The sequence below is a fragment of the Stenotrophomonas sp. PUT21 genome, assembly GCF_052232875.1.
In the GTDB taxonomy this organism is placed as follows: domain Bacteria; phylum Pseudomonadota; class Gammaproteobacteria; order Xanthomonadales; family Xanthomonadaceae; genus Stenotrophomonas; species Stenotrophomonas maltophilia_N.
The window spans coordinates 799,072-811,679 of record NZ_CP197645.1 but is presented as its reverse complement, the minus strand read 5'-3'; the positions used below and the strand labels follow the sequence as shown (position 1 = coordinate 811,679).

Here is a 12,608-nt window from a genome sequence, read left to right as displayed (position 1 = left end):
GCACTCACCGCGCTTTCCACAGCTCCGCCAAGCGATCGGGCTTGCCTGCGATGCGCTCCAGCGACGGGTACTTCAGCCCGTCGTGGTACTCCAGCGTCACCGTATCGATGCGATCAAAGCTCTTCACCAGCAGCGTCAGCGGCGCCTTGTCGGTCTTGGCCGCGGTGATCGCCTCCTTCAACTGCTCTGCCTTGAACACGCGGCCATTGAGCGCCACCACGCTCATGCCGGGAATCAGGCCGGCATTGAAGGCCGGGCTGTCCCACAGCACATCGCCGATGTAGCCGGTCTCGCTGACCGACAGGCCGATGGAGTACAGCAGGTTGCTGTTCTTGGCGCGGGTTTCCTGCGCCTTGAAGGCCGCGTTCGGCGTATCGGTGTAGACCAGTTTCCAGCCCGCCGCTTCCAGGCCGCCGGTCAGCGGCCCGTGCCCGTCCAGGCGCTCGCGCAGGAAGCGGGCCCAGTCGAAGGGCGCCACACCGTTGAGCGTGCTCACCACCTCCTCGAAGGTGTACGGATGGACGTTCCAGTCACCGTCGTTCATGCCGAAGAACGCTTTGGCGAAGTCGTCCAGGCCGCGCTTGTTGCCGGTCAGCGCGCGCAGCTTGCCGTCCACCTCCAGCCACACCATCTGGCCGCCGGAGTAGTAGTCCTCGCTCATCTGATAGTTGCGGAACGCCAGGGCGCGGCGCTGGGCGATGGTCGGGTCGTTGGTGGTGTCCTGCAGGTTGCGCCAGGCCAGGCCGGGGCGACCGCGATCATAGGTACCCGCCACATTGGCCAGTACATCGCGCGTCTGTTGCGGGCTCCACAGGCCGGAGCGCGCGGCCAGCACCTGGCCCCAGAACTGGGTCTGGCCTTCGTACAGCCACAGCAGGCTGTCGCCCATCGGCACGTTGAAGTTGGCCGTGGTCAGATCGGCGCCACGACGGTACTTGCCGTTCCAGGAGTGATTGAACTCGTGTGGCAGCAGATCGCGGCCCAGCCAGGTCTTGTCCCACTCGGTGAAGTAGCCGGTGTCGCCGCTGTTCTCGCTGGAGCGCTGGTGCTCCAGGCCGATACCGCCAAGCTTGTCGGTCAGCGCAAGCAGGAACTCGTAGCGGTCGAAGTGGCGTGCGCCGTAGAGCTTGTACATCTGCTGTACCAGCGCGCGATGCGCCTGGATCTGCTCGGGCTTGGCCGCCAGCGATGTGGCCTCATCGGCGAAGACATTCAGATGCACCGGTACCTTCGCACCGGGGTCCAGATCGAAGCGCTGGAAGTGGCGGCCGGCGAACAGCGGCGAGTCGACCAGATGGTCGTAGCTGATCGGCTTGAACACCACGGTGTCGCCTTCGCGGCGCTCGGTATCCAGCGCGGTGGCGTACGACCAGCCCGGCGGAAGCGTGACGGTGGCCTGCGCCTGGATGTTGCGCGTGATCACCCCGGCCGGGTACAGCGAATTGGCATTCCACTGCAGGTTGAGCATGTCCGGGGTCATCACCACGCGGCCCTGGTTGCCCTGCGAGGACAGGAACTTGAACTCGGCCACCACTTCGCTGGCGCCCTGCGGCACGTCCACGGTGAAGGCATAGACGTCGTACTGATCGCGCGTCCACTGCAGTGGCTTGCCATTGGCGGTGACAACCAGGCCGGCGAGCTTGTCGATCGGGCCACTCGGCGAGTGCGCCCCGGGCAGCCACTGCGGGTACAGCAGGGTCAGCGGGCCGGGTTTGGCCGGCACCGTGGCCTTGACCTTGAAGATGCGTCGGCCGATGTCGCGCGCGTCCACGTCGATGCGCAGCAGGCCCGGGAACGCCACGTCCTGCGGCGGCGGTGTCTGCGCCTGCACGCCGGTGGCGGACACGGCCAGCAACACGGACAGGGCAATGGCACGCATCTTCATCAGGCAGGCTCCAGCAGGGGAAGCCTCGATCCTAGTCCTCTGTTACCGCCCTGCCCCATGGCCAAAGGTAATGCAGGGGAAAGCAGCCACAACAGGCAAAGCGCAGGCCGTGCGCCACTTGGCCTGCGCTCTGCCTCGTTTTACGGCGTGGTGCCTGCCACCTGCGGGAGCTGTTGGGTGACGTTGCCCTTGTCATCCATGAACGCAAGCGACGGTTCACCGCTGGGGCTGACCGTCATCATGATGCGTGGCCGACCCGCGGCATCGGCCAGGATCAGCGCCGAGGAATCCCCGCGGGTGCGTCCAACGAACAGGCGCTGCGTCTGCTCGCCGCCGGCCTCTTTCCACTTCTGGCGAAGGGCCTGCTTCTCCGGCCCGGCCGGTGCATCCTTGTACTGCTGGTAGAGCGCGTCATACGCCTTGTGCAATCCGCGATCGTAGACCGACAGCCCGGTCTCCATGTGCCCGTTGGACTCGTAATGATGCACGGCCAGCTGCTGGTCGCCGCCGAAGCGGTCCATTGACAGGTGGACGCCACCGCTGGGCTTGCCCTTGTCATCCAGCTTGCCGTCGTAGATCAATCCGCCCACTTCATCGCCTACACCGTTGTAGAACAACATGCCTGGCATGGCACTACGGCTGCTGTGGACTTTTTTCCCATCAATGATCGGCTCGGGCAGCAGTCCGCGTGCTGCGATGACCATGGATCTGGCACCATCGGCGCCGACAATGTTGATTTTCGCCACATCGATCTCGTCGAACGCGACGCGCGACGGTGGCGTGCGTGCGCCCATCAATACCAGCGCCCCACCTACGGTCAGCACGCCGCCCAACACCAGTTTCAACAGGCGATTCTGGGCATGCAGTTGATCCACCAGACGGGCCGCGGCATCGTCCTGGGCGATGCCCTCATGGAGGGCACCGTTCATTGCCATCGGCCCATTCGCCGGTACGGCTTGCTTGCTCATCCTTCACTCCTTGTGTGGCTCGATCCATCGCGGCACAGCCGCTCCTTGCAACGCCATGCGGTACACGCTGCGTCGCAGAGGATGCTCAAGGGGAGCGAGCAACACCGTCAAGTGCCGTTCTTCAGGATGCCAAGCGGCCAGAGATGCCGCCATAGGCTGGCAGCAAGGATCGTGCAGCAAGCAGCCGCGGTGCAGCGTCAGTCGACCAACCGCAGCCGCAGTTCCTTCGGCAGCGCGAACACCATCGATTCCGGCTCGCCCTCCAGTTCGCCGACCCCGGTGGCACCGAGTTCCTTCAGCCGCGCGATCACGCCATCCACCAGCACCTGCGGGGCCGAGGCACCGGCGGTCAGGCCGATGTGCTTCTTGCCGGCGACCCATGCCGGATCGATCTCGTCGGCACCGTCGATCAGGTAGGACTCCACGCCATCACGGCGCGCCAGTTCACTCAGGCGGTTGGAGTTGGAGCTGTTCGGCGAGCCGACCACCAGCACCAGATCGCAACGCTTGGCCAGGTCGCGCACAGCGTCCTGGCGGTTCTGCGTGGCGTAGCAGATGTCATCGTTCTTCGGGCCCTGCATCGCCGGGAAGCGGGTGCGCAGCGCTTCGATGATGCCGCGGGTGTCATCCACCGAGAGCGTAGTCTGGGTGGTGTAGGCGAAGTTCTCCGGCTGGTCGATGACCAGCGTAGCGACGTCGTCCACATCCTCCACCAGGTAGATCTGGCCAGTACCGCGCTCGCGGCTCCACTGGCCCATCGTGCCTTCCACTTCCGGGTGGCCTGCGTGGCCGATCAGCACCACGTCGCGGCCGGCGCGGCAGTGCCGGGCCACTTCCAGGTGCACCTTGGTGACCAGCGGGCAGGTCGCGTCGAACACCTTCAGGCCGCGGCGGTCGGCTTCCTGGCGCACGGCCTGGGACACGCCGTGGGCGCTGAAGATCACCGTGTTGTCGTCCGGCACTTCGTCGAGTTCTTCGACGAAGATCGCGCCGCGGGCCTTGAGGTCATCGACCACGAACCGGTTGTGCACTACCTCGTGGCGCACGTAGATCGGCGCACCCAGGGTCTCGATCGCGCGCTTGACGATCTCGATCGCACGATCGACACCGGCACAGAAACCACGCGGATTGGCGAGCAACACATCCATCGGTCAGATACTCCGGCCGGCGTGAGCCGGGTTGTTACGGATACAGGAGGGAATTATCCCGCTTTTTTGGCAGCCTTGCCGTCGAACAGGCCGAACAGGGCGATACCCACCGCGCCCAGCACGATCGCCGAATCGGCGATGTTGAACGAGGGCCAGTAATGGTCCCCGATATGCCACTGGATGAAGTCGACCACATGACCGTGCATGAGGCGGTCGATCACGTTGCCGATCGCCCCGCCGATCACCAGCGCGTAAGGCACGGCGCTGCGCCAGGCACCGCGCGCGGTGCCCCACATCCAGTAGGCCATCAGGCCGCTGATGCCCACCGCCAGTGCGGTGAAGAACCACAGCTGCCAGCCACCGGCATCGCTCAGGAAGCTGAATGCGGCACCGGTGTTGTAGGTGCGGTACCAGTTCCAGAAGCCCTCGATGACCACCACCGGCTCGTACTCGGGCAGGCTGGACAGCACCCAGGCCTTGCTCCACTGGTCGGCGATGATGATCGCCGCCGACAGCAGCAGCCAGATCAGCGCGTTCGGACGCGGACGGGCGGCGGCCATCAGAACCACCGCCGGTCTTCGCCGGCCCCGTCGATGTTGGTCACGCAGCGGCCGCACAGTTCCGGATGCGCAGCGACCGAGCCGACATCGGCGCGGTAATGCCAGCAGCGCACGCACTTCTGTTTTCCGGTCCGCTGGGCGCTGACGAACACCTCGTCGGTGGTCGCCGGGCGCACCTGCACGTCACCGCTGATCAGCAGGAAGCGCAGCTCCTCGGCCAGCGGCTGCCAGCGCGAGGCGGTCTCCTCGTTGGCGGCGACGGTGATCTCCGCTTCCAGCGCCGCACCGATCGCACCGTTGGCGCGCATCGGCTCGAGCACCTTGGCGACCTGCTCGCGCAGGGCCAGCAGCTGGTCGAAATCGGCCGCGTTGAGTGGTGCGTCGGCCGGCAACGGCGCCAGACCCTCGTACCACGTGGCGAACAGCACGTTCTCCTTGCGCTCGCCCGGCAGGTAGCCCCACAGCTCGTCGGCGGTGAAGCTCAGGATCGGGGCGATCCAGCGCGTGAACGCCTCGGCGATGTGGTACATCGCGGTCTGCGCCGAGCGGCGGCCGCGCGAGTCCACCGGCATGGTGTACAGGCGGTCCTTGGTGACATCCAGATACACCGAGCCCAGATCCACGCTGCAGAAGTTCAGCAGCAGCTGCACGATCTCGGCCATGTTGTAGCCGGTGTACGCCGCCTTGATCTTCTCCTGCACCTCGAAGGCGCGATGCACGATCCAGCGGTCCAGCGCGACCATGTCGGCCGGGGCCACCCGATGCTGGGCCGGGTCGAAGCCGTCCAGGTTGCCGAGCAGGAAGCGCGCGGTATTGCGCAGGCGCCGGTAGGCATCCGCGTTGCGCTTGAGGATTTCCTGCGACAGCGACATTTCATTGCTGTAGTCGGCCGAGGCGATCCACAGGCGCAGGATGTCCGCGCCCAGGGTCTTCATGATGTCCTGCGGCTCGATGCCGTTGCCCAGCGACTTGGACATCTTGCGGCCCTTCTCATCCACGGTGAAGCCGTGGGTGAGGCACTGCTTGTACGGGGCCTGCTTGTCGATGGCCACGCCAGTCAGCAGCGAGGACTGGAACCAGCCGCGGTGCTGGTCCGAGCCTTCCAGGTACAGATCGGCCGGCTTGCCGAAGCCACGCGCCAGCAGCACGCCTTCATGGGTCACACCCGAGTCGAACCAGACATCGAGGATGTCGGTGACCTTCTCGTACTGCGGCGCTTCATCGCCCAGCAGCTCGGCGCTGTCCAGCGAGTACCACACGTCGATGCCTTCGGCCTGCACGCGGTCGGCGACCTGCTGCATCAGCTCGACGGTGCGCGGGTGCGGCTCACCGGTTTCGCGATGGGTGAACAGCGCGATCGGGACGCCCCAGGTGCGCTGGCGGCTGATGCACCAGTCCGGACGGCCATCGACCATCGAGCCGATGCGCGCCTTGCCCCAGCTCGGGAACCAGCCGACGTTGTCGATCGCGGCCATCGCATCGCGGCGCAGGTTGGCCTTGTCCATCGAGATGAACCACTGCGGAGTGGCACGGAACACCACCGGGGTCTTGTGGCGCCAGCAATGCGGGTAGCTGTGCACGATCTCAACGAAGGCCAGCAGCGCACCGGACGCACGCAGCACATCGACGATCAGCGGCTGCGCCTTCCACAGGTGCACGCCCGCCAGCTCGACATCGCCGGCCGGCGGGGTCGAGGACAGGTACACGCCACGGCCGTCGACCGGGTTGATCTGGCCGGCGTTGTACTTCTCCATCAGCCCGTACTGCTGGCTGACCACGAAGTCCTCCTGGCCGTGGCCCGGGGCGGTATGCACCGCACCGGTACCGTCTTCGTCGGAGACGTGCTCGCCGTTTAGCAGCGGGATGTCGCGCTGCGGGTAGAACGGATGGGCCAGCAGCAGGTTTTCCAGCGCGGCGCCGGTGGCACGGCCGTGCACGACCAGACCTTCAACGCCGTAGCGCTGCAGCGAACGCTCGGCCAGCGCGGCGGCCAGCACCAGCCAACGGCGCTTGCCGTGGTGGGCCGGGCCTTCGGCCAGCACGTACTCGATCTCCGCGCCGAGCGACACCGCCAGCGAGGCCGGCAGCGTCCACGGGGTGGTGGTCCAGATCGGCACGGCAACGTCTGCATCGGCCGGCAGCGTTGCGCCGAAGCGCGCGGCCAGCTGCTGCGAATCGCGCGACACGTACGCCACGTCGATCGCCGGCGAGGTCTTGTCCTGGTATTCGATCTCGGCCTCGGCCAGCGCCGAGCCACAGTCGAAGCACCAGTGCACCGGCTTGGCGCCGCGCACGATGTGACCGTTGGCGAACACCTTGGAGAGCGCGCGGATCTCGTTGGCTTCGAAATCGAAGCTCAGCGTCTTGTACGGGTTGTCCCAATCGCCGATCACGCCCAGGCGCTTGAAGTCGCGGCGCTGCAGCTCGATCTGCTCTTCGGCGAACTCGCGGCACTTCTGGCGGAACGCGACCGCATCAAGCTTGACGCCGACCTTGCCCCACTTCTTTTCGACCGCGATCTCGATCGGCAGGCCATGGCAATCCCAGCCCGGCACGTAGGGCGCATCGAAGCCGGCCAGGTAGCGCGACTTGACGATGATGTCCTTGAGGATCTTGTTGACCGCGTGGCCCAGGTGGATCTGGCCATTGGCGTAAGGCGGGCCGTCGTGCAGCACGAACAGCGGGCGGCCGTGCGCGTTGTCGCGCAGGCGGGCGTAAAGGCCCTCGTCCTCCCAGCGCGACAGAATGCCCGGTTCGCGCTTGGGCAGGTCGCCGCGCATGGGGAATTCGGTTGCCGGCAGATGAAGGGTGGCTTTGTAGTCCTGGCTCACGCAGTGGCTCGCAATCTGTGTTCGGAAAGGATGTGACGGGCCTGTTCGGCGTCACGGTGCATCTGGTCGGTCAACGCGGCCAGATCGTGGAACTTTTCTTCGTCGCGCAACTTGGCGACGAATTCGACATCGATGTGGCGACCGTACAGGTCGCCCTGGAAATCAAACAGGTGCGCTTCCAGCAGCGGCTCCACGCCATCCACGGTGGGGCGCGTACCGAAGCTGGAGACCGACGGCCACGGCTGGTCGAACACACCGTGGACCCAGGTGGCGTAGATCCCCGACAGCGCCGGCGTCTTCGGGAAGCGCAGGTTGGCCGTCGGGAAGCCCAGCGTACGGCCCAACTGGCGGCCGCGCACTACCCTGCCCCCAATCGTATACGGCCTGCCCAGCAGATCGCCGGCATGACGGAAATCACCGGCGCGCAGCAGCTGGCGGATGCGGGTGCTGGAGATGCGCTCACCGTGCAGATCCACCGGCTCGATCTCGCCCGCACTGAAGCCACGCTCGCGGCCCATCGCCTGCAGCAGGGCCAGATCGCCCTTGCGCCGGTTGCCGAAGCAGAACTCCGGCCCGATCCACACTTCACGCGCGCTCAGGCGCTGCACCAGCAACTGCTCGACGAATTCCTCGGCCTGCATCGCGGCCATGCGCGCATCGAAGCGCAGCAGGCCGATCGCATCCACGCCGAGTTCGCGCAGCATCGCGACCTTGTCACGGGCCAGGGTCAACCGCGGCGGCGGCTCGCCCTGGGCGAAGTACTCGCGCGGCAGCGGCTCGAAGGCCACCGCCACGGCGGCCACGCCCAGCGCGCGCGCGCGCGAAACGGCGTGGCGCACCAACGCACGATGACCCAGGTGCAGGCCGTCGAATGCGCCGATGCAGACCACGCTTCCGTGCGGGAACAACTGCCCGCCTTCGACGCTTCTAAACAGCCTGCTCATCTACGTGGAATGCGGCCCACCAGGGCCGATGCTTTGCAAGAGATAGCCATGAAGTATAGCCGGGCTGCCCCCGGATCAATGCTCCCGCAGGTGGCGCGGGCGGAAGCCCATCGCGATCAGGGCCACCAGGTAGGTCAGGCCGCCGCCACCGACCAGCAGCGCGAGGTTGCCGATCCGGTGCCATTTGTCCATGCCGGTGAAGTCCGCCATCCCGTAGCGCAGGCCCAGCAGCACCGCGACCATGGCCAGGCAGGCCAGCCCCAGCTTGGTGACATAGCCGCCCCAGCCCGGCTTGGGCTGGTAGACATCGGTCTTGCCCAGCCAATACCAGAGCAGGCCCAGGTTCAGATAACTGGACAGTGCGCTGGCGATACCCAGCGCCAGATGCAGGCCGGGCTGCTTGCCCAGCGCGACCCACACGCCCTGCGCCTTGAGCGCTTCGGGCACCATCACCTGGTACAGCACGGCCAGCAGGATGAAGTTGAACACCATGTTGGCCACCAGCGCCGCCACGCCGGCGCGGACCGGGGTACGGGTGTCCTGACGCGCGTAGAAGGCCGGCAGCACCACCTTGAGCAGTGCGAACGCCGGCAGCGCGAAGCTCAGGCCGTACACCGACAGCGCCGTCATCCGGGTATCGAACGCGGTAAAGCGCCCGTACTGGAAGACCGTGGCGATCAGCGGCTCGGCCAGCAGCAGCAGGCCCAGCATGGCCGGGATGGCGATCAGCAGCGTCGTGCGCAGGCCCCAGTCCAGCGCGCTGGAGAAGCCGGCCTTGTCAGTACTGACATGGTGGCGGGCCAGCGCCGGCAGGATCACCGTGCCCAGCGCCACCCCGAACACGCCCAGCGGCAGCTCAAGGAAGCGGTCGGCCAGCGACAGCCAGGACTGCGAGCCGTCGGTCAGCTTGGCGGCGATGATGGTATCCAGCAGCAGGTTGATCTGCGCGATGGAGGAGCCGAACAGGGTCGGCACCATCAGGGTCAGCACCTTGCGTACGCCCGGATGCCCCCAGCCCCAGCGCGGCAGGGTCAGCAGGTTGATCCCCTTCAGCGAGGGCAGCTGGAACAGCAGCTGCAGCAGGCCGGCCGCCAGGACCGCCCAGCCCAGGGCCAGGATCTGCTTCTCCGGGGTGCCGCCCAGCCGCGGGGCCAGCCACAGCGCACCGGCGATCATGCACAGGTTGAGGATGACCGGGGTCAGCGCCGGCATCGCGAACTTCTGGAAACTGTTGAGCGCCCCGCCCGCCAAGGCGGTCAACGAGACGAACAGCAGGAACGGGAAGGTCAGCCGGAACAGGTCCACCAGCAGGCCATGCTTGGCCGGGTCGGTATCCACCCCACTGGAGAAGAGGGTCGCCAGCTGCGGCGCGAAGATCAGCGCCAGCGCGGTGACCAGCAGCAGCACGCCGCCCAGGGTGCCGGCCACGCGCGACATCAGCTCGCGCAGTTCGGCATGCGAGCGGGTTTCCTTCACCTCCGTGAACACCGGGACGAACGCGGTGGCGAACGAGCCTTCGGCGAACAGCCGGCGCAGGAAATTGGGCACCCGGAAGGCGACCCAGAAGGCGTCGGTCACCGCATTGGTGCCGAACGTGGTGGTGATGACCAGGTCGCGAACCAGCCCCAACACCCGCGAAATCATGGTCATGCTGCTGAAAGACAGCAGGCCCCGCAACATCCTTGGTGAACTCACCCGTGTTCCCTCTTGACAATTGACTTGACGTACATTTTTCGAGCCATCATACTTTCCAGCTTGCTGTTCCCATTACACCGATTTTTCAGGAAACCACCACTGTGGCCAATATCAAGTCCGCCAAGAAGCGCGCCAAGCAGACCGTCGTGCGCAACGCGCGCAATACGGCTCAGCGTTCGATGCTGCGCACCGCTGTCAAGAAGGTGATCAAGGCTCTGGATGCCAATGACGCCGCCGGCGCCGAGGCAGCCTTCGCTGTTGCCCAGCCGATCCTCGACCGTTTCAGCTCGCGTGGTCTGATCCACAAGAACAAGGCTGCTCGCCACAAGAGCCGCCTGACCGCGCGCATCAAGGCCATCAAGGCCGCCTGATACGGCGCTGCGGGTGTCGTAGAGCCACGCCCCGCGTGGCTTCGATCCAGCCGCAGAGAAAAGCCCGGCCCCGGCCGGGTTTTTTGTTGCCTGCGATCCGGGGCGGCCAGCCCGGTCGGCGGTGACGACGGCACCACAGAAAAACCCGGCCGAAGCCGGGTTTCTCAAGGGCGCGCGGGCGCGCTCAGTACGCATCGCGCGCTTGCGCCTCATCTTCCTTCTGGCGGTCGAAGAAGGCCATCACGTTGTTCATGATCGGCCAGGTGCCCTCACGACCCAGGGCCGAGACCAGGTACCACGGCTGGGTCCAGCCCAGCTCGGCGACGATCTTCTCGGCGGCGGCCTTGGCCTCGTCCTCGAACATCAGGTCGGCCTTGTTCAGCACCAGCCAGCGCGGCTTGTCCAGCAGCTCCGGATCGTGCTTTTCCAGCTCGCGCTCGATTGCACGGACCTGCTCGATCGGTGAGACACCTTCCACGCCGCCCTCCATCGGGGAGATATCCACGAGGTGCAGCAGCAGGCGGGTGCGCTGCAGGTGGCGCAGGAACTGCGCGCCCAGGCCGGCACCATCGGCCGCGCCTTCGATCAGGCCGGGAATATCGGCGATCACGAAGCTGCGGTAGTTCTCCACGCGCACGACGCCCAGATTGGGGTACAGCGTGGTGAACGGGTAATCAGCGACCTTCGGGGTCGCGGCGGACACCGCGCGGATCAGCGTGCTCTTGCCGGCGTTCGGGAAGCCCAGCAGGCCCACGTCCGCCAGCAGCTTCAGCTCGAGCTTGAGCAGGCGCTCTTCGCCCTCTTCGCCCGGCAGCGCCTGGCGCGGCGAGCGGTTGGTGGAGCTCTTGAAATGCATGTTGCCCAGGCCGCCGCGGCCACCCTTGGCCACCAGCAGGCGGTCACCATGACTGGTCAGATCGCCGATCACTTCATCGGTGCTGACGTTCATGATCACGGTGCCGATCGGCACGGTGATGACCAGGTCTTCGCCGCCCTTGCCGTAGGCCTGGCGGCCCATACCATTCTCGCCGCGCTGCGCCTTGAAGATGCGGTCATGGCGGAAATCGACCAGGGTATTGAGGTTCTCGTCGGCGCGGATCCACACGCTGCCGCCATTACCGCCGTCGCCACCGTCCGGCCCGCCCAGCGGAATGAACTTCTCGCGACGGAAACCGATGCAGCCGTTGCCGCCATTGCCGGCGATCACCTGGATTTCTGCTTCGTCTACAAGTTTCATGATTCTGGATGCCAATCTGGAGGCGGCGGGCGCGAGGTGCACCCCACCGCAGAGTCTAACGGCCCCGGTGCGATCAGGGCCGGTGGCGGGAAATGTCCCGCCCGATCGTTGATACCAACGAAAAACCCCGCCGAAGCGGGGCTTTCGTCAGCGACCCCACGCCGTGGCGTGGGCGCCTGCGTACCGCTGAAGATCAGGCTTCGGCGACAACGCTGACGGTACGACGCTTCTTCGGGCCCTTGACCGAGAACTCCACCTTGCCGTCGACGAGCGCGAACAGGGTGTGGTCACGGCCGAGGCCAACGCCGGTACCCGGATGGAACTGGGTGCCGCGCTGACGCACGATGATGTTGCCGGCATCGATGGCCTGGCCACCGAAGATCTTGACGCCGAGGTACTTCGGGTTGGAGTCGCGACCGTTGCGCGATGAGCCTACGCCCTTCTTATGTGCCATGACTGCTTCTCCTTATTACTTGCTGCCACCGGCAATGCCGGTGATCTCGATTTCGGTGTAGTACTGACGGTGACCCTGGCGCTTCATGTGGTGCTTACGGCGACGGAACTTGATGATCCGGACCTTGTCGGCACGACCCTGGGACACGACCTTGGCAGTGACCGAAGCGCCGCTCAGCGCGTCGCCCAGCTTGATGCCATCGCTGTCGCCCAGCATCAGGATGTTGTCGAACTTGATCTCGTTGCCGACTTCGACTTCGAGCTTTTCAACGCGGAGCGTTTCGCCCTGCGCCACGCGGTATTGCTTACCGCCGGTTACCAGTACTGCGTACATGACCAGACTTCCTCTGTAGTTATTGTGGTCTATGGACTGCCGCCATCTGGGGCGGACAGAAGCGGAATTTTAATGACTTCAACCACTTCGGGTCAACCCACCCCCTGCTCTGACCCGGATTTGGCTGAATACGGTTCAGGAAACCGGCTGGCGGGGTCTCAGGGAATGAGACATGGGGGTGG

General features: G+C 65.8%; 11 protein-coding genes. 1 reads left to right on the top strand and 10 read right to left on the bottom strand.

The features are described from left to right. Positions 1–4: 4 nt before the first annotated feature. The 7 genes from ACTT2I_RS03860 to murJ form a co-directional block, all read right to left on the bottom strand. The gene (locus ACTT2I_RS03860) at positions 5–1,885 is read right to left on the bottom strand and encodes a M61 family metallopeptidase (RefSeq protein WP_421100609.1); all 1,881 of its coding nucleotides are present in this window, start codon (positions 1,883–1,885) and stop codon (positions 5–7) included. Positions 1,886–2,025: 140 nt separating this feature from the next. Then, complete coding sequence (locus ACTT2I_RS03855; RefSeq protein WP_088432142.1) at positions 2,026–2,853, bottom strand: hypothetical protein; 828 nt, start codon at positions 2,851–2,853, stop codon at positions 2,026–2,028. A gap of 197 nt (positions 2,854–3,050) precedes the next feature. Next, on the bottom strand, positions 3,051–4,001 hold the full coding sequence (ispH, locus tag ACTT2I_RS03850) for a 4-hydroxy-3-methylbut-2-enyl diphosphate reductase (RefSeq protein WP_293984817.1): 951 nt from the start codon (positions 3,999–4,001) through the stop codon (positions 3,051–3,053). Between the two features lie 53 nt (positions 4,002–4,054). Then, a complete protein-coding gene (lspA, locus tag ACTT2I_RS03845; RefSeq protein ID WP_088432140.1) occupies positions 4,055–4,561 on the bottom strand; it encodes a signal peptidase II in 507 nt (168 codons plus the stop codon). Beyond that, entirely contained in the window at positions 4,561–7,392 is a 2,832-nt protein-coding gene (ileS, locus tag ACTT2I_RS03840) for an isoleucine--tRNA ligase (protein ID WP_421100610.1), read from the bottom strand. Before ileS ends, lspA begins: the two co-directional genes overlap by 1 nt. After that, complete coding sequence (locus ACTT2I_RS03835; protein WP_088432138.1) at positions 7,389–8,336, bottom strand: bifunctional riboflavin kinase/FAD synthetase; 948 nt, start codon at positions 8,334–8,336, stop codon at positions 7,389–7,391. The genes ileS and ACTT2I_RS03835 overlap by 4 nt, the downstream gene beginning before the upstream one ends. A gap of 75 nt (positions 8,337–8,411) precedes the next feature. Next, on the bottom strand, positions 8,412–10,016 hold the full coding sequence (gene murJ / locus ACTT2I_RS03830; RefSeq protein WP_421100611.1) for a murein biosynthesis integral membrane protein MurJ: 1,605 nt from the start codon (positions 10,014–10,016) through the stop codon (positions 8,412–8,414). 116 nt (positions 10,017–10,132) lie between these two features. Between murJ and rpsT the strand changes: the two genes are divergently transcribed. Next, the gene (gene rpsT, locus ACTT2I_RS03825) at positions 10,133–10,402 is read left to right on the top strand and encodes a 30S ribosomal protein S20 (RefSeq protein ID WP_019184515.1); all 270 of its coding nucleotides are present in this window, start codon (positions 10,133–10,135) and stop codon (positions 10,400–10,402) included. A 184-nt stretch (positions 10,403–10,586) separates the two neighbouring features. On the opposite strand, the gene obgE is transcribed toward rpsT, so the two are convergent. From obgE to rplU, 3 genes are all read right to left on the bottom strand, one after another. After that, a complete protein-coding gene (gene obgE, locus ACTT2I_RS03820; protein WP_088432136.1) occupies positions 10,587–11,639 on the bottom strand; it encodes a GTPase ObgE in 1,053 nt (350 codons plus the stop codon). A gap of 193 nt (positions 11,640–11,832) precedes the next feature. Continuing rightward, positions 11,833–12,093, bottom strand: a complete 261-nt coding sequence (rpmA, locus tag ACTT2I_RS03815) for a 50S ribosomal protein L27 (RefSeq protein WP_019184517.1) — start codon at positions 12,091–12,093, stop codon at positions 11,833–11,835. Positions 12,094–12,108: 15 nt separating this feature from the next. Further along, complete coding sequence (gene rplU / locus ACTT2I_RS03810) at positions 12,109–12,426, bottom strand: 50S ribosomal protein L21 (protein WP_019184518.1); 318 nt, start codon at positions 12,424–12,426, stop codon at positions 12,109–12,111. Positions 12,427–12,608: the final 182 nt, after the last annotated feature.